This is a genomic window from Lapillicoccus jejuensis (assembly GCF_006715055.1).
Lineage (GTDB): Bacteria > Actinomycetota > Actinomycetes > Actinomycetales > Dermatophilaceae > Lapillicoccus > Lapillicoccus jejuensis.
On the sequence record NZ_VFMN01000001.1, the window covers coordinates 2,559,995 to 2,580,109 of the forward strand.

The window sequence follows — 20,115 nt, forward strand, 5'->3', positions numbered from 1 at the left end:
GATTTGGCGTCGGTTGGCACTCTCCTGGTGGGAGTGCTACTCGCCCGGGGACGCGACCCCCGCGACGGCGCAGCGCCGGGCACCCAGTCCACCCGTTTCCCAGACATTCCCGAAGGGGAGGTCAGCACCGTGTCGGTTTCCATCAAGCCGCTCGAGGACCGCATCGTGGTCAAGTCCCTCGAGGCCGAGCAGACGACGGCCTCGGGCCTCGTCATCCCGGACACCGCGAAGGAGAAGCCCCAGGAGGGCGAGGTCCTCGCCGTCGGCCCGGGTCGCATCGACGACAAGGGCAACCGCGTCCCGCTCGACATCAAGGAGGGCGACCGCGTGATCTACAGCAAGTACGGCGGCACCGAGGTCAAGCACGGCGGCCAGGAGTACCTCATCCTGTCGGCCCGCGACGTGCTCGCCGTCGTCGCCTGAGCGACCCGCTCACGCACGACCAGCACCACCAGCTCCACAGCACGACCACCGCGATGCCGGGTGCACGCCTCCCGGCGGGCACCCGGCATCCGCGCGTGACGCACACCCACTAGCGAAGGAATCTGATGGCCAAGACGCTGGAGTTCGACGACTCCGCCCGCAAGGCGCTCGAGCGCGGTGTCGACGCGCTCGCGAACGCGGTGAAGGTGACGCTCGGCCCCAAGGGCCGCAACGTCGTCATCGACAAGAAGTGGGGCGCGCCCACGATCACCAACGACGGCGTGACGATCGCCCGCGAGGTCGAGCTCGAGGACCCGTACGAGAACCTCGGCGCCCAGCTCGCCAAGGAGGTCGCGACCAAGACCAACGACGTCGCCGGTGACGGCACGACGACCGCGACCGTCCTCGCCCAGGCGATGGTCAAGGAGGGTCTGCGCAACGTCGCGGCCGGGGCCGCGCCGTCCGCGCTCAAGCGCGGCATCGACAAGGCCGTCGCCGCGGTCAACGACCGCCTCCTCGAGACCGCCCGCGAGGTCGACGGCACCGCCGAGGTCGCCGCGGTCGCGTCGCTGTCCGCGCAGGACGAGCAGATCGGCGCCACCATCGCCGAGGCGTTCGACAAGGTCGGCAAGGACGGCGTCATCTCCGTCGAGGAGTCCTCGTCGACGTCGACCGAGCTCGAGTTCACCGAGGGCATGCAGTTCGACAAGGGCTACATCTCGGCGTACTTCGTCACCGACACCGAGCGGATGGAGGCCGTCCTCGAGGACTGCTACATCCTCATCAACCAGGGCAAGATCTCGGCCATCGCCGACGTCCTCCCGCTGCTGGAGAAGGTCGTCCAGGCCGGCAAGCCGCTGCTCGTCGTGGCCGAGGACGTCGACGGCGAGGCGCTGTCGACCCTGGTCGTCAACAAGATCAAGGGCACCTTCAACGTCGCGGCCGTCAAGGCCCCCGGGTTCGGCGACCGCCGCAAGGCGATGCTGCAGGACCTCGCCGTCCTCACCGGTGGCCAGGTCGTCGCCGAGGAGGTCGGCCTCAAGCTCGAGCAGGCCGGTCTCGAGGTCCTCGGCCAGGCCCGTCGCGTCGTCGTCACCAAGGACACGGCGACGGTCATCGAGGGTGCCGGCGCCAAGGACGAGGTCGACGCACGCGTCCACCAGATCAAGGCCGAGATCGAGCGCACCGACTCCGACTGGGACCGCGAGAAGCTCCAGGAGCGCCTCGCCAAGCTCGCCGGCGGCGTCTGCGTCATCAAGGTCGGCGCGCACACCGAGGTCGAGCTCAAGGAGAAGAAGCACCGCATCGAGGACGCCATCTCGGCGACCCGCGCGGCCATCGAGGAGGGCATCGTCGGCGGCGGTGGCTCGGCGCTCATCCACGCCGCGTCCGCGCTCGACGACCTCGCCCTCGAGGGCGACGAGGCCACCGGCGCGTCCATCGTGCGCAAGGCCGCGGCCGAGCCGCTGCGCTGGATCGCCGAGAACGCGGGCCTGCAGGGCTACGTCGTCACCTCCAAGGTGGCCGAGCTCGAGGCCGGCCAGGGCTTCAACGCCGCGACCGGCGAGTACGGCGACCTGCTCAAGGCCGGCGTCATCGACCCGGTCAAGGTCACCCGCTCGGCGCTGCGCAACGCCGCGTCGATCGCCTCGATGATCCTCACGACGGACACCCTCGTCGTCGAGAAGCCCGAGGACGCTCCCGAGGCCGCCGGCGGCCACGGGCACGGCCACGGCCACTGAGGTCGGCTGACCCAGCCCGTACGACGCCCTCCACCCCCTCGGGGTGGGGGGCGTCGCCGCGTGCGGGGGGCTGACGGGGCGCAGTACGGGCAGAGCGACGCGCCGCCGCCGGGGGGTGCCGGCGACGGCGCGTCTGGAGGGAACGGGACCGCACCCGGGGGGCGCCGGGGGGGCGCTGCTCGCGCCGGGTGCGGTCCCTCCTCACTCCACCTTGTGGCTCCGCCCGGTCCCGTGCAGCTCGGTTCCGGGCGGACCGCGGACCCCGGGTCCAGGGGGGTCCGTGGCGTGCTCCCCCAAGGCCGGGGAGCGCCCGCCGGTCGTCGGCTCAGGGGTTGCCGACGAGGGCGGGGGTCAGGGTCGGAAGGGTCTGTCGGGGGGAAGGAGGGTCAGGAGGCGGCGGCGACGACCGGGGCGCCGACGTACACGGCCTCCCGCTCGTCCTCGGTCATGCCGCCCCAGACGCCGTACGGCTCGCGCACCCGCAGGGCGTGCTCGCGGCACATCCGCAGGACGGGGCAGGAGCCGCAGACCTCCTTGGCGGCGCTGTCGCGGTCGCGACGCGCGGGGCCGCGCTCACCCTCGGGGTGGAAGAAGACCTCGGGGTTCTCCCGACGGCACGCACCCTCCAGCTGCCACTCCCACAGGTCGGCCACCGGGCCGGGCAGTCGCGAGATCTCCGCCATCGTGTCCCCTCCACACTTCGAGCCGGGTCGCCCCCGCGGCCGACGGGTCGGTCGGTCGGCGGGAGCCGGTGGGTGCTGCACCCGGGTCCGCAGGCGCCGTTGCCTGGTGGACCGGGCCGGGCCGCCCCACCGGGCGACCCGCTGGCTCGACGCTAGGGCCCGTCGTGTCATACCCGTCTCACGCGCAGGTCAGGATTTGGCAAGGAAATCCCGAGGAAGGGCCGTCCGGGGGATGCGCCCGCCCCGGTGCGGGGGCTAGCGGCGCCGTACGGAGCCCCCAGCCCGCTCACCTAGAATCCGTCCATGAGCCTCGGTGACGACCAGACCTCGGTGCCCTCGCCCTTCGCCGCGCTCGGCCTGACCTACGACGACGTGCTCCTGCTGCCGGGCGAGACCGACGTCGTCCCCAGCGAGGTCGACACGACGACCCGCCTCACCCGCGAGATCACCCTCAAGGTGCCGCTCGTCTCCTCGGCGATGGACACCGTCACCGAGTCGCAGATGGCCATCGCCATGGCCCGCCAGGGCGGCATCGGGGTGCTGCACCGCAACCTCTCGATCGAGGACCAGGCCTACCAGGTCGACCTCGTCAAGCGGACCCAGACCGGGATGATCTCCAACCCGGTGACGATCACCGCCGACGCGACGCTCGAGCAGCTCGACAAGGTCTGCGGGCAGTACCGCGTCTCCGGCCTGCCCGTCGTCGACGGCGAGCACAAGCTCATCGGCATCGTCACCAACCGCGACCTGCGCTTCACCCCGGTCAAGGAGTGGGCGACGACCAAGGTCGACGAGGTGATGACGCCGATGCCGCTCGTCACCGCGCCGGTCGGCACCTCCCGCGAGGACGCCACCGCGCTGCTGCGCCAGCACAAGCGCGAGCGGCTGCCGATCGTCGACGCCGACGGCCGCCTCGCCGGGCTCATCACCGTCAAGGACTTCGTCAAGTCGGAGCAGTTCCCGCGGGCGAGCAAGGACGACCACGGCCGGCTGCTCGTCGCCGCCGCGATCGGGTACTTCGGCGACGCGTGGGAGCGGGCGACGACGCTCGTCGAGGCCGGCGTCGACGTGCTCGTGCCGGACGTCGCCAACGGCCACGCCCGGCTCATGCTCGACATGATCCGCAAGATCAAGTCCGACCCGGCCACCCGCCACGTGCAGGTCCTCGGCGGCAACGTCGCGACCCGCGAGGGCGCGCAGGCGCTCGTCGACGCGGGCGCCGACGGCGTCAAGGTCGGCGTCGGCCCGGGCTCGATCTGCACGACCCGCGTCGTCGCCGGGGTCGGCGTGCCGCAGGTCACGGCGATCTACGACGCGTCGCTCGCGACCAAGCCGGCCGGCGTCCCGCTCGTCGGCGACGGCGGCCTGCAGTACTCCGGCGACATCGCCAAGGCCCTCGTCGCGGGCGCCGACACCGTCATGCTCGGATCGCTGCTCGCCGGCTGCGAGGAGTCCCCGGGCGAGCTGGTCTTCGTCAACGGCAAGCAGTTCAAGACCTACCGCGGCATGGGCTCGCTCGGGGCGATGGCCTCGCGCGGCAAGAAGTCCTTCTCCAAGGACCGCTACTTCCAGGCCGACGTCGAGAGCGACGACAAGATCGTCCCCGAGGGCATCGAGGGCCAGGTGCCCTACCGCGGCCCGCTGTCCGCCGTCGCGCACCAGCTCATCGGCGGCCTGCAGCAGTCGATGTTCTACGTCGGCGCTCGGTCCATCCCCGAGCTGCAGGCCAAGGGCCGCTTCGTGCGGATCACCGCGGCCGGGCTCAAGGAGAGCCACCCGCACGACGTGCAGATGACGGTCGAGGCCCCGAACTACGCCCGGTGAGCGGCACCCCCGGGCCGGTCGACGACCGCGCCCTCGTGCTGTTCGACGTCCCGGGCGAGGACGTCGCCGCGCTGCTGGCCGCGCAGGACGCCGTACGGCGTGATGCCGCCCTCGCCGGGTGGGTGGCCGGCGCGGCCAATGCGCTGCGCGCGGCGACGGGGGAGCCGAGCCCGGGGCCCGCGCTGCCGTCGCGCGAGGGTCTGGACGGGGCGTCGTACCTGCCGGTGGTGGCGTTCGCCGAGGTCCTGCCCGACCTGCTCGCCCACCACGAGGCACTGGGGGTGTCCCCGGAGGTGAGCGCGGCGACGCTCGCCGACGTCGGGCGGATGCTCACCCGCAACCGGCGCTGGTTCGGCGTCGCGGGGCTCGGCGACGAGCTGGCCGGGTGGCTGACCCGGCACCTGACCGGCGCGATCGTCCAGCTGGGCAGGCTGCAGTACGAGCGGGTGCACCTCGGGCAGGGCACCGGGCTGGAGCTCGGGATGGCCGGGGTGCCCGTCGGTCCCGGCGACCTCGTGCTGTCGGTGCACATCCCCGGCGCGGGCGGGCCGTTGACCCCGGACGCGGTGGAGGCGTCCGTGGCCGCGGCGTCGACGTTCTTCCGGCGCCGGTTCCCCGGCGAGCGCTACCCCGTCGCGGTGTGCTGGTCGTGGCTGCTCGACCCGCAGCTGGCCGAGCTGCTGCCGGCGTCGTCGAACCTCGTGGCCTTCCAGCGCCGCTTCACCCTCGGGCGGGCGCTCGACGAGGACGCCGACCTCACCGTGCGCAAGTTCCTCTGGGACGCGCCGTCGACCCCGGTCGCGCAGCTGCCCGCGGACTCGACGCTGCGGCGGGCCATGCTCGACCTGTGGCGGCGCGGTGGCCACTGGCACAGCCACAGCGGCTGGTTCCCCTGGCGCTGACGTCCGAGACGTCGGCGGTGGTGGCCACCACCCTCTCGGACGCTCCCGTACAGCGCCCTGCGGCGTCCGAGACGTCGGTGGCGGTGGCCGCCACCCTCTCGGACGCACGGGGTGGGGTGGCGCGACCGATAGCCTGACGCCGTGACTGAGATCGAGATCGGCCGGGGCAAGCGCGGGCGGCGTGCCTACTCCTTCGACGACATCGCCGTGGTCCCCTCGCGCCGCACCCGCGACCCCGAGGAGGTGTCGGTCTCCTGGCAGATCGACGCCTACCACTTCGACATCCCCGTCATCGCGGCGCCGATGGACTCGGTCATGTCACCCGCCACGGCCATCGAGCTCGGTCGCCTCGGCGGGCTGCCGGTGCTCGACCTCGAGGGCCTGTGGACGCGGTACGACGACCCGGAGCCCCTCATCGAGGAGATCGTCCGGCTCGACCCGGCCAAGGCCACGGCGCGGATGCAGGAGATCTACGCCGAGGAGATCAAGCCCGAGCTCATCACCGCGCGGATCCAGGAGCTGCGCCGCGCCGGCATCACCGTCGCCGGCGCGCTCAGCCCGCAGCGCACCCAGCAGCACTGGAAGACCGTCGTCGACGCCGGCTGCGACCTGTTCGTCATCCGCGGCACGACGGTCAGCGCCGAGCACGTCTCCGGCAACAGCGAACCGCTCAACCTCAAGCGCTTCATCTACGAGCTCGACATCCCCGTCATCGTCGGCGGCGCGTCGACGTACACCGCGGCGCTGCACCTCATGCGCACCGGCGCCGCCGGCGTCCTCGTCGGGTTCGGCGGCGGCGCGGCGCACACGACCCGCACGACCCTCGGCATCCACGCGCCGATGGCCTCTGCGGTCGCCGACGTCGCCGCCGCCCGCCGCGACTACCTCGACGAGTCCGGCGGCCGCTACGTCCACGTCATCGCCGACGGCGGCGTCGGCAGCTCCGGCGACATCGTCAAGGCGGTCGCGTGCGGCGCCGACGCGGTCATGCTCGGCGCGGCCCTGGCCCGCGCGACCGAGGCACCGGGGGGCGGCTTCCACTGGGGCCCCGAGGCGCACCACTCCGCGCTGCCGCGCGGCGCGCGGATCCAGATCGGCACCCAGGGCTCGCTCGAGGAGATCCTCTTCGGGCCCGGCCGTTTCGCCGACGGCACGACGAACATCATCGGCGCCCTGCGCCGCGCCATGGCGACCACCGGCTACTCCGACGTCAAGGAGTTCCAGCGCGTCGAGGTCGTCGTCGCGCCGTACTCCGGCTCCTGACCCCGCCCGGCCGCGTGGCGCGCCGGGCCGCGGGGTAGCGAGGAGGCATGAGCCACCGCGCACCGAGCCCGCACCCGCACCGCACCCCGGGCGGGGTCCTGTGGCGCGGCGTCGTCGCCGGCGCGGTCGGCACCCTCGTCCTCGACGCGGCGACGTACGGCGACATGGCCCTCACCGGCCGGGCCGCCAGCAGCGTCCCGGCGGACGCGGCCCGGGCGCTCGTCGGGCGCCTCGACCTGCCGCTCCCGCAGGGCGGCTCCCGCCCAGAGGCGTACGGCGCCCTGCTCGGCCTCGCGACCGGCGTCACCACCGGGGTGGCGGCCGCGGTGGTCCGGGCCGCCGGGGTCAGGCTGCCCGCCCCGGTGTCGGCCGTCCTCGTCGGGGCGGGTGCGATGGCCGCCTCCGACCTCGGGGCGGCGCGGCTCGGGGTGAGCGACCCGGCCACCTGGAGCACCCGGGACTGGGTCGGCGACGCCGTCCCGCACGCCCTCTTCGGTGTCGCCGTCGTCTCGACCCTCCGCCGGCTCGACCGGGCACCTTCCGACGACGGTGCCGACGACGAGCCCGCGATGACGCACCGCCGGGCCCCGCTCGCCCTGCGCGCGCTGGCGCTCGGTCTCGCCGCCGGGTCGCGCAGCTCGCTCGGCGCCGTGGCCCTGGCCCGTGCGACCGGCGGTCGGCTGCCGGCGCTCGCGGCGGCGACGGCCGTGGTCGGCGAGGTCGTGGCCGACAAGCTCCCGCAGGTCCCGAGCCGGCTGGAGGCCGGGCCGCTGCTCGGCCGCCTCGGCGCGGGCGCGCTCGGGGCTGCCGCCCTGGCCCGCCGCGAGCACGCCGGACTCGCCGGCACGGTGGTCACCGCCGCCCTCGCCGCCGGTGGCGCCTTCGCCGGCGCGGCGCTCGGCACCGCCGCCCGGTCCGTCGCGCAGGAGCGCGGCTGGTCGGCGCCCGCCGCGGTCGCCGAGGACGTCACCGCCGGAGCCCTGGCCCTGTGGGCCGTCCGCTGACCCCGAGGGCGCCGCGCGGGTAGTCTCCCCGCATGGCGACGGCGCCGACCCCGGCCGGCGCGGGCCCGCCGGCCGCGCCGCAGCCGGTCGCGTTCTCGACGCGTCGGCTGCCTCCCGAGCGCCGCGTGGAGCTGTGGGAGGCCCACAACGACGACGCCCTCATCGGACTGCGCTGCCGGACCCTCACCGCCGACGCGCTCGAGGCCAGCGAGGTCAACGTCCGGGTGGGGCGCCTCGACCTCGCCCGCGTGCAGGGCACCCCGCACGTCGTCGAGCGCGACGCCGGCCTCGTCGCGCGCCGCCCGACCCACGCGGTGGCCCTCTTCTTCGGGCTCGCCGGGGAGGCGTTCTTCTACCACGACGACGGGGTGCGCCGGCTGTCGCCGGGCGAGCTGCTCGTCTGCGACGCCGACCGCCCCTTCCTGCGCGGCTTCTCCGGTGGCCTCGAGGAGCTCGTCGTCAAGCTCCCGCGCGACCTGTTCACCGAGGTCACGGGTCTCGCCGGGCTCGACGCCCCGCGCGTGGTCGGCTTCGGCGCCGGCGGCGACCCCGCCGCCCGCCGGCTCGCCCGCCTGGTCGGCGGGGCGGCCCGGGAGGACGAGCCGGAGGCGGTCCTCGAGGCCACCCTGCTCGACCTCGTCGCCACCCTCGCCGGGGGTCGCGGTCGAGACGCCGCCGCCGCGCACCGGGCCGCCGCCCTCGCCTACGTCGACGCGCACCTGCTCGAGCCCGGGCTGAGCGCGGAGCGGGTCGCCGCCGCGGTCGGCCTCAGCCCCCGCCACCTCTCGCGCGTCCTCGCCGACGGCGGGACGGCGTTCCTCCCGCACCTGCGCGCGCGCCGCCTCGAGGCCGCCCGCCGGCTGCTCCTCGACCCGTCGGCCGCCGGCCTCGGGGTCGCGCAGGTCGCCCGCCGCTGCGGCTTCGCCTCGCCGCGGCACTTCGCCACGGCGTTCGCGGCGGCGTACGGCGAGCCGCCCAGCGAGCTGCGCCGGCGCACCGCCCGGGCGCGGTCGGCCGTCGCGGCGTCCCCGCAGCGGCCATCCGTCCCCGGACCGGCCAGGCACGACGCCGTCCCCTCGACGGGCGCGTGACGACGACCGACACTGGCCCCAGCACCGGCGCCGGTCCGGTCCGAGGAGGCCGATGATGCCCGCGTTCGACGACGGCCGCGAGACCACCGAGCTGCCGACCACGGGGGTCGTCGAGACCGACGTCCTGGTCGTCGGGTCCGGCCCGGCCGGCTCCGCGGCGGCGCTGTTCCTCGCCACCCTCGGCGTCCCGACGGTGGTCATCACCAAGTACCGCTGGACCGCGAACACCCCGCGCGCGCACATCACCAACCAGCGGGCCATGGAGGTCTTCCGCGACCTCGGGATCGAGGACCAGGTCCTCGCCGACGCCACCCCGCACGACCTCGTCGGCGACACCGTGTTCTGCACGTCGCTGGCGGGGGAGGAGATCGGGCGCATCCACACCTGGGGCACCGGCCCGTCGCGCCAGGCCGACTACCGGCTCGCCTCCCCGTGCCTGACCGTGGACATCCCGCAGACCTACCTCGAGCCGATCCTCGTGCGCAACGCCGCCGCCCGCGGCGCCCAGGTCCGGTTCTCCACCGAGTACGTCTCGCACACCCAGGACGAGGAGGGGGTGGACGTGCGCGTCCTCGACCGGCTCACCGGGACGCCGTACACCATCCGGGCGACGTACCTCGTCGGCGCGGACGGCGCCCGCTCCGCCGTCGCCGCCGACGTCGGCCTGCCGTTCGAGGGCGCGATGGACATCGCCGGGTCGATGAACATCACCTTCAGGGCCGACCTGACCCCCCTCGTCGCGCACCGGCCGTCGGTCCTCTACTGGGTGATCCAGCCCGGCTCGGACGTCGGCGGCATCGGGGCCGGGCTCGTGCGGATGGTCCGGCCCTGGCACGAGTGGCTCGTCGTGTGGGGCTACGACATCGCCGGCCCGCCGCCGGTGGTCGACGAGGCGGCCGCCACCCGGATCGTGCGCAACCTCCTCGGCCTGCCCGACCTCGAGGTGGAGATCACGGGCACCTCGCTGTGGGGCAACAACGAGATGTACGCGACCCACCTGCAGTCCAGGCGCGTCTTCTGCGTCGGCGACGCGGTGCACCGGCACCCGCCGAGCAACGGCCTCGGCTCCAACACCTCGGTCCAGGACTCCTACAACCTCGCCTGGAAGCTCGCGGCCGTCCTGCGCGGGTACGCCGCCCCGCCGCTGCTGGAGAGCTACTCGGCCGAGCGTGCACCGGTGGCGGAGCGGATCGTGCTGCGCGCCAACCGCTCCAGCCGCGAGTTCGTCGACTTCTTCGTCGCGCTCGGGCTGACGCAGGCGCGCACGGAGGAGGAGATGGTCGCCGCCATCGAGGAGCGCAAGGCCAACACCCCGGCCGGGGCGGCGAAGCGTGCCGCGCTGGTCAAGGCCATGGAGCTGAAGAACTACGAGTTCAACGCCCACGGCGTCGAGCTCGGCCAGGTCTACGAGTCGGGGGCGGTCGTCCCCGACGGGACGACGCGACCCGCCCCGACCCGTGACCCCGACCTCTACTTCGAGCCGTCGACGGCCCCCGGGTCGCACCTGCCGCACGCATGGGTCGGCGACGCGATGACGCGCCTGGCGACGATGGACCTCGCGCCGTACGACCGCTTCACCCTCCTCACCGGCATCGCCGGGGAGGCCTGGGAGGACGCCGCCGCGCAGGTGGCGGACGACCTCGGGGTGCCGCTGCAGGCGGTCGTCATCGGCCCCGGTCGAGCCGTCACCGACCTGTACGACGACTGGGCCCGCCTGCGCGAGATCGAGGAGGGCGGCGCGCTGCTCGTGCGCCCCGACAAGCACATCGCCTGGCGGGCGCACGCCCTCCCCGACGACCCGCGGGAGGCGCTGCACGAGGCGCTCGCGCGGGTCCTCGGGCGCGACGAGGGCGCGCGGTGAGCGGCGTCGACGACGAGCAGCGCGGGCGCGAGGAGCACCTCGTCCGGCTGGTCCTCGACTCCTTCGAGGGCACCCCCGACCCGCGGCTGAAGGAGCTCGTCCAGGGCGTCGTGACGCACCTGCACGCGTTCCTGCGCGACGTCCGCCCCACCGAGGCGGAGTGGAAGCAGGGCATCGACGCCCTCACCGCGATCGGGCACATCACCGACGAGCGGCGCCAGGAGTTCGTCCTGCTCTCCGACGTCCTCGGCGCCTCGATGCAGACCATCGCCATCAACAACGAGGCGTACGCCGACGCCACCGAGGCCACCGTCTTCGGCCCCTTCTTCGTCGAGGACGCGCCCCGGGTCGAGCTCGGCGGCGACGTCGCCGGGTCGGCGGTCGGGCAGCCCTGCTGGGTCGAGGGGACGGTCCGCGACACCGGCGGCCGACCGGTCCCCGGCGCCCGGCTCGAGGTGTGGGAGGCCGACGCCGATGGCTTCTACGACGTCCAGTACGGCGACGACCGCGTCGCCGGCCGCGGCCACCTGGTCGCCGACGAGGAGGGGGGCTACCGCTTCTGGGCCGTCACCCCGACGCCGTACCCCATCCCGCACGACGGGCCGGTCGGCGCGCTGCTCGCGGCGACCGGGCGCTCGCCGATGCGCGCCGCGCACCTGCACGTCATGGTCAGCGCACCGGGGCTGCGGACGCTGGTCACGCACGTCTTCGTCCGCGGCGACGAGCTGCTGGCGAGCGACAGCGTCTTCGGGGTCAAGGAGTCGCTCGTCCGGGACTTCGTCGAGCAGCCGCCGGGGACACCCACGCCGGACGGGCGCGACCTCGGGGGAGCGGCCTGGGCACGGACCCGGTTCGACATCGTCCTCGCGCCGGGCGATACGGGGGACAGGCCGGGTGGAAATAATTGAGGTTTCAAGTATATTGGTGAGGGCACAGCGGCCCGACCGGTCGCCCCGCACCCACCCGTCAGGAGCGTCATCGTGAGCACCGGCACCATCAGCCTCGCCCCGCAGGTCGACATCCGCCGCGCCGACCAGCGGTTCGCGACGGACGTCGGCTGGCTCGACTCCAAGCACTCCTTCGCGTTCGGCCACCACCGGGACCCCCGCAACACCCACCACGGGCTGCTGCTGGTCAACAACGACGACGTCGTCGACGCGGGGACGGGCTTCGAGACGCACCCGCACCGGGACATGGAGATCGTCACCTGGGTGCTGCGCGGCTCGCTGGTGCACCAGGACTCCGAGGGCCACCACGGCGTGATCTACCCCGGACTGGCGCAGCGGATGAGCGCCGGCACCGGCATCCTGCACTCGGAGAAGAACGACGCGTGGCGGCTGTCCGCGGAGGCGAGCACGCGCCCGGCCGAGGAGCCCGTGCACTTCGTCCAGATGTGGGTCCTGCCCGACGAGTCCGGCATCCAGCCCGGCTACGAGCAGCTCGAGGTCGACCACGAGCTGCTCTCCGGCGGGCTCGTCCCCGTCGCCTCCGGCATGGACCGGCACGCCGGCTCCGCGGCCATCCGGATCCGCAACCGGTACGCCGCCCTGCACGTCGCCCGGCTGTCGCCGGGCCAGCAGGTCGAGCTGCCGGACGCGCCGTACCTGCACCTCTTCGTCCCCGTCGGCGAGGTCGTCCTCGAGGGCGCCGGACCGCTCGGCACGGGCGACGCCGTCCGCTTCACCGCGACCGGCGGCCAGCGGGTGACGGCCACCACCGAGGCCGAGGTCCTCGTGTGGGAGATGCACGCCGGCCTCGCCGCCTGACCGCCCGCCCCGTCGAAGGAGAGCTCATGACCGACCAGACCACCACCCGCGACCTCGAGGCCCTCGCGGCCCGCCGTACGGAGCTCCGCGAGGCGCACCTGCGCCCCGCCAGCGAGCGACCGGAGTCGACCGCCCGCGGCCTGCACCACACCGCGCTGGTCAGCAGCGACGTCGAGACGACGATCCGCTTCTACCAGGACGTGCTCGGCTTCCCGCTCACCGAGCTCATCGAGAACCGCGACTACCCGGGTTCGTCGCACTTCTTCTTCGACATCGGCAACGGCAACCTCCTGGCGTTCTTCGACTTCCCGGGGCTCGACGTCGGCCCGTACCAGGAGGTCCTCGGCGGCCTGCACCACTGCGCCATCTCGGTCGAGCCGTCGCGCTGGCAGGCGATCGTCGAGCGCCTGACCGCCGAGGGCATCGAGCACGAGGTCCACTCCGGCGTCTCGGTCTACTTCCGCGACCCCGACGGCGCCCGCATCGAGCTCATCGCCGACCCGCTGGGGGAGATGTACGGCGAGCACGTCCTCTGACCGACGCGTCCGGGGCGACATACCCCACGTGTTGCTGGCTTTGGACGAGCGAGAATCCATCTCGCTCGTCCAAAGCCAGCAACATGTGGGGTGTTCATCGTCGGGGCGCTGTGTCGGGAAGCTGACTCCCGGGAAGCAGGTGTTCAGTCGCGGCCGAAGACGTCGCGGGTGTAGACCTTGTCCGCGACGTCGGCCAGGTCGTCCGTGTGGCGGTTGGCGACGATGACGTCGCTGACCCGCTTGAACTCCTCGAGGTCGCGCACGACGCGCGAGTGGAAGAACTCGTCCTGCTCGAGGGACGGCTCGTAGACGACGACCTCGACGCCCTTGGCCTTGATGCGCTTCATGATCCCCTGGATCGAGGACGACCGGAAGTTGTCCGACCCGGACTTCATGACGAGCCGGTACATCCCGACGACCCGCGGCTCGCGGTCGAGGATGTCGAAGGCGACGAAGTCCTTGCGCGTCGTGTTGGCGTCGACGATCGCGCGGATGAGGTTCTGCGGGACCTGGTCGAAGTTGGCCAGCAGCTGCTTGGTGTCCTTGGGCAGGCAGTAGCCGCCGTAGCCGAAGCTCGGGTTGTTGTAGTGCATCCCGATCCGCGGGTCGAGCCCGACGCCCTCGATGATCGCGCGGGTGTCGAGGCCGTGGGTGACCGCGTAGCTGTCGAGCTCGTTGAAGTAGGCGACCCGCATGGCCAGGTAGGTGTTGGCGAAGAGCTTGATCGCCTCGGCCTCGGTCGGCGCCGTCAGCCGCACGGGCACGTCGTCGTCCTCGGCGCCCTCGACGAGCAGGTCGGCGAACCGCTTGGCCTCGCCGGGCTCGCCACCGACGACGACGCGGCTCGGGTGCAGGTTGTCCCAGAGGGCCCGGCCCTCGCGCAGGAACTCGGGGGAGAACAGGATCGTCAGCTGCGGGAAGCGCTCCTGCTGCCCCCGGGTGTAGCCGACCGGGATCGTCGACTTGACGACGACCGTCGTCGACGGCGACAGCCGCGCGGTCTCGGCGATGTTCTCGTCCACCGTCGAGGTGTCGAAGAAGTTGCGGTCGGGGTCGTAGTTCGTCGGGGTGGCGATGACGAGCACGTCGGCCCCCTCGAGCGCCTCGGCCCGGTCGGTGGTCGCGCGCAGGTGCAGCTCGTGGTGGGCCAGGTGGTCCTCGAGCTCCGTGTCGACGATGGGGGAGCGTCGCTCGTTGACCAGCGCGACCCGGTGCGCGTCGACGTCGAAGGCCACCACCTCGTGGCGCGCGGCGAGCAGGACAGCGTTCGACAGGCCGACGTACCCGAGCCCCGCGACGGCGATCTTCATGGCCAGGACCCTACAAGCGGCGCTGCGCGCGGCCCCGTACGGCGTCCCGTCCGGCACCGCGCGCAGCACCTGACCGGCACCCGACCAGCGGCAGGGTGACGGCCGTGAGACACAAGTTACCAAGAGTAGGCAGGAACGCTACCCGCCCGTAAACTCCGTCCCATGTCATCGGAGACCTCGGGGACCGGCGCGTCCGCCTCCCGCCCGCACGACCTCGTCGCCGACCCGGAGACCGACGTCACCGCGACGTACGCCGTCGAGCCCGAGCTGGTGCGCCGGCTCACCGCCCGCGTCGTGTGCGCGCCGCGGCCGGAGTGGACGACGACGGTCACCCCGATGACCGGGGGCCCCGTGGCGTCGCTGCCGCTGTCGACCCCGGACGACGTCACCCTCGCGGTCACCGCCGCGCGTGCGGCCCAGCGCTCCTGGGCCCGGACGACGATCGCCGCGCGGGCGGCGGTCTTCCTGCGCTTCCACGACCTCGTGCTGCGCGACCAGGCCGAGATCCTCGACCTCGTCCAGCTCGAGGCGGGCAAGGCCCGCTCGCAGGCCTTCGAGGAGGTCCTCGACACGGCGATCTGCGCGCGGCACTACGCCCGGTCGGCCGCGCGCTACCTGCGCCCGCGGCGCCACGCCGGCGCCTTCCCCGTCCTCACCCAGAGCGTCGAGACGCTGCTGCCCAAGGGCGTCGTCGGCGTGGTCAGCCCCTGGAACTACCCCTTCAGCCTCGCCCTGACCGACCTGATCCCGGCCCTGCTGGCCGGCAACGCCGTCGTCCTGCGCCCCGACCTGCAGACCACGCTCACCGCGCTCGAGGGCGTGCAGCTGCTCGCCGAGGCGGGGCTGCCCGAGGGCGTCCTGCAGGTCGTCGTCGGCGACGGCCCGAGCGTCGGCCAGGCGGTCGTCGACCAGGTCGACTACGTCTGCTACACCGGCTCGACCGCCACCGGTCGCCGCGTCGCCGAGGCGGCCGCCCGCCGTCTCGTCGGCGTCTCCCTCGAGCTCGGGGGCAAGAACTCGCTCTACGTGCGCGCCGACGCCTCGCTCCCGCGGGCCGTCGACGGCGCGATCCGCGCCGCGTTCTCCTCCGGCGGCCAGCTGTGCATGCACACCGAGCGGCTCATCCTCCACGAGGACGTCGCCGACGAGTTCCTCGCCCGTTTCCTGCCCGCCGTGCGCGCGATGCGCCTCGGCACCGGCGTCGGCTGGGGCTACGACATGGGCAGCCTGCTCTCGCAGGCCGCGCTCGACCGGGTCACCGAGCACGTCGAGGACGCCCGCACCAAGGGCGCCCGCGTCCTCGCCGGCGGCCGGCCGCGCCCCGACGTCGGTCCGTTCTGCTTCGAGCCCACCGTCCTCGAGGGCGTGACCGAGGCGATGACCTGCCGCGACACCGAGACCTTCGGGCCGGTCGTGTCGGTCTACCGGGTCGCCTCCGACGACGAGGCGGTGGCGCTGGCCAACGACACGTCGTACGGGCTCAACGCGAGCATCTTCACCCGGGACGTGCGCGCCGGTCGCGCGCTCGCCCGCCGGATCCGCTGCGGCACCGTCAACATCAACGAGGGGTACGCCGCCGCGTGGGGCTCCATGGGGGCCCCGATGGGCGGGATGAAGGACTCGGGCCTCGGCCGCCGGCACGGCGCCGACGGCATCCGCAAGTACACCGAGCCTCAGAACGTCACCGCCCAGCACGTCGCCGGCTTCGGCGCCCCGCGCGGGCTGCGCGACGACCAGTGGGCCGCGGTGATGACCACCGCGATCGGGGCGCTGAAGAAGCTCGGGCGGCGCTGATGACGACTCGGACCGGAGCGCCGTACGACCACGACGTCCTCGTCGTCGGCACCGGCTTCGGCGGCTCCGTCGCGGCGATGCGCCTCTCGCAGAAGGGGTATCGCGTCCACATGGTCGAGGCGGGGCGCCGCTTCGAGGACGAGGACTTCGCGCGCACCTCGTGGGACGTGCGCCGCTACCTGTGGGCGCCGCGCCTCGGGTGCTACGGCGTGCAGCGGGTCCACCGGCTGCCCGACGTGATGATCCTCGCCGGCGCGGGCGTCGGCGGCGGCTCGCTCAACTACGCCAACACGCTCTACAAGCCGGGGGCGTCGTTCTTCCGCGACCCGCAGTGGGGGCACATCACCGACTGGCAGGACGAGCTCGCGCCGCACTACGCCGAGGCGAGCCGGATGCTCGGGGTCGTCACCAACCCCGTCGAGGGCCCGGCCGAGGAGGTCATGCGGCGCACCGCCGACGCGCTCGGCGTCGGCCACACCTTCCGCAAGACGCCCGTCGGGGTCTACTTCGGCAAGCCCGGGGAGACCGTCGCCGACCCGTACTTCGGGGGGACGGGCCCGGCGCGCACCGGCTGCACCCTCTGCGGCAACTGCATGGTCGGCTGCCGCGACGGCGCGAAGAACACGCTGCGCAAGAACTACCTGTGGTTCGCCGAGCAGGCCGGCGTGACGATCGAGCCGCTGCGCACCGTCGTCGACGTCCGCCCGCTGGACCCCGCGCGCCCCGAGGCGGGCTACGCGGTGACGACCGAGCGGACCGGCGCGTGGCTGCGCAAGGACCGGCGCACCGTCACCGCCGGCCAGGTCGTCGTCGCCGCCGGCACCTGGGGCACCCAGAAGCTGCTCCACGCGATGCGCACCGGCCCGCGGGCGGGGCTCCCGCGGCTCTCGCCCGCGCTCGGCCGGCTGACCCGCACCAACTCCGAGGCGCTCGCCGGGACGATGGTCGAGAAGGTCCCGCCGGGCACCGACCTCACCCGCGGCGTCGCCATCACGACGTCGTTCCACGTCGACGGGTCCACGCACGTCGAGAACTGCCGCTACGGCAGGGGCAGCAACGCGATGGGGCTGCTGTCGACGGTGCAGGTGCACGGCGGCGGCCGCGTCCCGCGCTGGCTGCGCTGGCTCGGCCAGGTCGCGGCGCACCCGCTCGTCTTCGCCCACTCGCTGTCCAACCGGCGCTGGAGCGAGCGGACGATCATCGCCCTCGTCATGCAGGACAGCGACAACTCGCTCACCGTCTCGGGGAAGCGGGGACCGTTCGGCTTCGGCCTCACCTCGCGCCAGGGGCACGGCACGCCCAACCCGACCTACATCCCGCAGGGCGCCCGCGCGGTCACCGAGATGGCGGTCCAGCTGCGCACGATGACCCGGCTGCGCGCCTACCCGGGGTCGTCGGCCGGGGAGATCGCCGACATCCCGCTCACCGCGCACTTCCTCGGCGGCGCGGCGATCTCCGACGACCCGCGGCACGGCGTCGTCGACCCCTACCACCGGGTGTGGGGCTACCCGGGTGTCCACGTCGTCGACGGCGCCGCGATCTCGGCCAACCTCGGGGTCAACCCCAGCCTCACCATCACCGCGCAGGCCGAGCGGGCGATGTCGCTGTGGCCCGCCGCCGGCGAGGCCGACCGCCGACCGGTCCAGGGGGCGCCGTACGAGCGCCTGGAGCCGCGGGCGGAGGAGCCGGAGCGGGGCGGCGCCGCCGCGGGCCTCACCCCGGCATGACGACGTTCCCTCCTGCACCGCTCCGGCCCCGGCCTGCCCGTCGGTCGAGGGAGGCCCCCTGTGCCTCCCTCGCCGTCGGTCCCCGTACGGGGTGCCTCCCCCGCCCCTGCTGGGGGAGGAGTGCGGCCCCCGGTCGCCCCCTCCAGAACGGCCGGGGAGCCGTCCACCACGTCCAACGAGGCGACCGGGTGGGGGTTACGGGTGGACTCCGAGGAACTTCTCGGCCCGCTCCCCGGGGGCGTCAGAACACGTAGTAGGTGTCGCGGGCGAGGAAGAAGCCCTTGCGGGTCGAGGCGTCGACGCAGGTGACGCCGATCTGCTCGGACACGCAGGCGACGCTGCCGGACGTCGTGGACCGTCCGTAGGGCAGCTCCGGCGCGTCGGCCGGGGCCAGCTGGTCCTTGTTGCACACGGCCACCGGGCCGTTCGGGCCGAGCTGGATCCGGCCGATGTCGGCCGCGCCGCCGCCCGCGCTCGCGCAGAAGCCGGAGGTGGGCGGGGCGATGCGGCCCTGCTCGAGCTCGCAGCCGCGCAAGGCGCCGCCCGCGACGATGGTGCAGGCGAGGTTGCCGCTGGGGCTGACGAAGGAGAGGGGCTTGCTCGGGTCGGCCGTCGCCGAGCCGAGGTGGACCAACGCCTCCTCCCAGGTCTGCGGGGGCGCGACCGTGGGCGTGGGGGTGGGGGTCGGGCTCGGGGTGACCGTGACGACGACGGTGGGGGTGACCGTCACCGCGGCCGGTGGGGTGCCGGCGGCGCACCCCGCGAGCCCGGTCGCCGCGACCAGCGCCGCGGCGGCGACCAGCCCGGCGCGGGCCACTCCCGCGGGGCGGTGGCGGCGGACGGGAGGCATCGGGGCAAGGCTGCCACACCGGACCCCCCGCCCCGGGGGACGACCGGGGCCGACGGGCGGTCGGGACGCCCAGCCCGCTCACCTACCCTGGAGGGGTGTTCCGGACGATGCTCAAGCCCCGCTGGCTGGGGCTGCTCGTCGTCCTCGTCGCGGTCCTCGTCTCGTTCACGATGCTGGGCCTGTGGCAGCTGTCGGTGGCCCGCGACGACGCCCAGTCGCAGGCCGCGTACGCCGCCCCGCGGCAGCCGGTCGTCGCCCTCACCACCCTGCTCCAGCCGCACAGCGAGTTCCCCGGCGACGCGAGCAGCCGCCGCGTCTCGACCACCGGCCGGTACGACGCCACCGGCCAGGTCGTCGTCCCGCAGCGCCGCCTCGACGGGGTGAGCGGGTCGTGGGTCGTCACGCCGTTCGTCGTCGACGCGACCGGCTCACGGATCGCGGTCGTGCGCGGCTTCGTCGCGGACGCGCGGGGCGGGCCCGCCGCGGCGCCGCCGCCCACGACGACCGGGGACATCACCCTCGTCGGCAGCGTCGCGCCGGGGGAGTCGCCGTCCGACCTGTCGGCGTCGCTGCCGGCCGGCCAGCTCGGCTCGGTCGACCTCGGCCGGCTGGTCAACGTCTGGCCCGGCGACCTCTACAACGCGTTCCTCTTCTCGATCAGCGAGACCCCCGACGCCACCGGCGCGTCGTCGGCCGCGGTCATCCAGCGCGTGCCGCCGCCCCCGGTGCCGACCGGCTTCACGCTGCGCAACGGCGCGTACGCCGTCCAGTGGTGGGTCTTCGCGCTCTTCGCCCTCTACATGTACGTGCGGATGGTGCGCGACGACGCGCGGCAGGACGCGGCGCTCGCGGCCGGGCCGCCGAAGGGCGAGCCCGAGGGACCCCGTACGGACGCCACCCCCTCGACCCCCGACCCCACCCCCGCAGGAGCAGACCGACCGTGAGCACCCCCGCCCGTCCCGCCGCCCGCCCGGCGGCGACCCCCGACCAGCTGCGCTCGGCGCTGCGGATCTACCGCGTGCTCGCCGTCGTCGCGGGCATCGCGCTGTTCGTCCTCGTCCTCGAGATGGTCCTCAAGTACGGGCTGGACCAGAAGAACTTCCTCACGGAGTACTGGAGCCCGATCCACGGCCTCATCTACTTCGCCTACGCGTGCTCGATCGTCAACCTGGGTTTCAAGTCGCGCTGGTCGCTCGTCCGGATCGTGCTCAACCTGCTCTCCGGCTTCGTGCCGTTCGTGCCGTTCGTCGCCGAGCGGCGGGTGACGCGGTCCACCGAGGCGCTCATCGCGTCGCTCGAGGGCCAGCGGGCGGCGGGGGCACCCCGCGCGGCCCAGTAG

General features: G+C 73.9%; 18 protein-coding genes. 15 read left to right on the forward strand and 3 right to left on the reverse strand.

Annotated elements, in window-relative coordinates:
* The first annotated feature begins 129 nt into the window (after window positions 1-129).
* Both groES and groL read left to right on the forward strand, forming a co-directional pair.
* Window positions 130-423: a co-chaperone GroES gene (groES, locus tag FB458_RS12095; protein ID WP_141848712.1), complete on the forward strand. Its 294-nt coding sequence runs from the start codon at window positions 130-132 to the stop codon at window positions 421-423.
* Between the two features lie 125 nt (window positions 424-548).
* Entirely contained in the window at window positions 549-2,165 is a 1,617-nt protein-coding gene (gene groL, locus FB458_RS12100) for a chaperonin GroEL (RefSeq protein ID WP_141848713.1), read from the forward strand.
* A gap of 386 nt (window positions 2,166-2,551) precedes the next feature.
* On the opposite strand, the gene FB458_RS12105 is transcribed toward groL, so the two are convergent.
* A complete protein-coding gene (locus FB458_RS12105) occupies window positions 2,552-2,848 on the reverse strand; it encodes a WhiB family transcriptional regulator (protein ID WP_141848714.1) in 297 nt (98 codons plus the stop codon).
* 303 nt (window positions 2,849-3,151) lie between these two features.
* Here FB458_RS12105 and guaB point away from each other — a divergent pair, with 303 nt between their 5' ends.
* From guaB to FB458_RS12150, 9 genes are all read left to right on the forward strand, one after another.
* Window positions 3,152-4,672, forward strand: a complete 1,521-nt coding sequence (gene guaB / locus FB458_RS12110) for an IMP dehydrogenase (protein ID WP_141848715.1) — start codon at window positions 3,152-3,154, stop codon at window positions 4,670-4,672.
* Window positions 4,669-5,574: an acyltransferase domain-containing protein gene (locus FB458_RS12115; protein ID WP_141848716.1), complete on the forward strand. Its 906-nt coding sequence runs from the start codon at window positions 4,669-4,671 to the stop codon at window positions 5,572-5,574. Before guaB ends, FB458_RS12115 begins: the two co-directional genes overlap by 4 nt.
* Window positions 5,575-5,715: 141 nt before the next feature.
* Window positions 5,716-6,837, forward strand: a complete 1,122-nt coding sequence (locus FB458_RS12120) for a GuaB3 family IMP dehydrogenase-related protein (protein ID WP_141848717.1) — start codon at window positions 5,716-5,718, stop codon at window positions 6,835-6,837.
* 47 nt (window positions 6,838-6,884) lie between these two features.
* Entirely contained in the window at window positions 6,885-7,841 is a 957-nt protein-coding gene (locus FB458_RS21625) for a hypothetical protein (protein WP_211356021.1), read from the forward strand.
* 32 nt (window positions 7,842-7,873) lie between these two features.
* The gene (locus FB458_RS12130) at window positions 7,874-8,932 is read left to right on the forward strand and encodes a helix-turn-helix domain-containing protein (RefSeq protein ID WP_141848718.1); all 1,059 of its coding nucleotides are present in this window, start codon (window positions 7,874-7,876) and stop codon (window positions 8,930-8,932) included.
* A 55-nt stretch (window positions 8,933-8,987) separates the two neighbouring features.
* Entirely contained in the window at window positions 8,988-10,793 is a 1,806-nt protein-coding gene (locus FB458_RS12135; RefSeq protein WP_141848719.1) for an FAD-dependent oxidoreductase, read from the forward strand.
* Window positions 10,790-11,701 (forward strand): dioxygenase family protein, encoded by a 912-nt coding sequence (locus FB458_RS12140; protein WP_141848720.1) that lies wholly within the window; start codon window positions 10,790-10,792, stop codon window positions 11,699-11,701. Before FB458_RS12135 ends, FB458_RS12140 begins: the two co-directional genes overlap by 4 nt.
* A gap of 72 nt (window positions 11,702-11,773) precedes the next feature.
* A complete protein-coding gene (locus tag FB458_RS12145) occupies window positions 11,774-12,559 on the forward strand; it encodes a pirin family protein (RefSeq protein ID WP_246061188.1) in 786 nt (261 codons plus the stop codon).
* A gap of 26 nt (window positions 12,560-12,585) precedes the next feature.
* Entirely contained in the window at window positions 12,586-13,095 is a 510-nt protein-coding gene (locus FB458_RS12150) for a VOC family protein (RefSeq protein ID WP_141848721.1), read from the forward strand.
* A 143-nt stretch (window positions 13,096-13,238) separates the two neighbouring features.
* Here the strand turns inward: FB458_RS12150 and FB458_RS12155 are convergent, their stop codons facing one another.
* The gene (locus tag FB458_RS12155) at window positions 13,239-14,405 is read right to left on the reverse strand and encodes a nucleotide sugar dehydrogenase (RefSeq protein WP_141848722.1); all 1,167 of its coding nucleotides are present in this window, start codon (window positions 14,403-14,405) and stop codon (window positions 13,239-13,241) included.
* 162 nt (window positions 14,406-14,567) lie between these two features.
* Between FB458_RS12155 and FB458_RS12160 the strand changes: the two genes are divergently transcribed.
* Together FB458_RS12160 and FB458_RS12165 are read left to right on the forward strand one after the other, a co-directional pair.
* On the forward strand, window positions 14,568-16,199 hold the full coding sequence (locus tag FB458_RS12160; protein WP_141848723.1) for a succinic semialdehyde dehydrogenase: 1,632 nt from the start codon (window positions 14,568-14,570) through the stop codon (window positions 16,197-16,199).
* Window positions 16,199-17,926 carry a GMC oxidoreductase gene (locus FB458_RS12165; protein WP_141848724.1) on the forward strand — a complete coding sequence of 576 codons (1,728 nt, stop codon included), beginning with the start codon at window positions 16,199-16,201 and terminating at the stop codon, window positions 17,924-17,926. Before FB458_RS12160 ends, FB458_RS12165 begins: the two co-directional genes overlap by 1 nt.
* Before the next feature lie 241 nt (window positions 17,927-18,167).
* Here the strand turns inward: FB458_RS12165 and FB458_RS12170 are convergent, their stop codons facing one another.
* Window positions 18,168-18,776, reverse strand: a complete 609-nt coding sequence (locus FB458_RS12170) for a hypothetical protein (RefSeq protein ID WP_141848725.1) — start codon at window positions 18,774-18,776, stop codon at window positions 18,168-18,170.
* A 95-nt stretch (window positions 18,777-18,871) separates the two neighbouring features.
* Between FB458_RS12170 and FB458_RS12175 the strand changes: the two genes are divergently transcribed.
* Together FB458_RS12175 and FB458_RS12180 are read left to right on the forward strand one after the other, a co-directional pair.
* Complete coding sequence (locus tag FB458_RS12175; RefSeq protein WP_141848726.1) at window positions 18,872-19,720, forward strand: SURF1 family protein; 849 nt, start codon at window positions 18,872-18,874, stop codon at window positions 19,718-19,720.
* Window positions 19,717-20,115, forward strand: a complete 399-nt coding sequence (locus FB458_RS12180) for a DUF3817 domain-containing protein (RefSeq protein WP_141848727.1) — start codon at window positions 19,717-19,719, stop codon at window positions 20,113-20,115. The genes FB458_RS12175 and FB458_RS12180 overlap by 4 nt, the downstream gene beginning before the upstream one ends.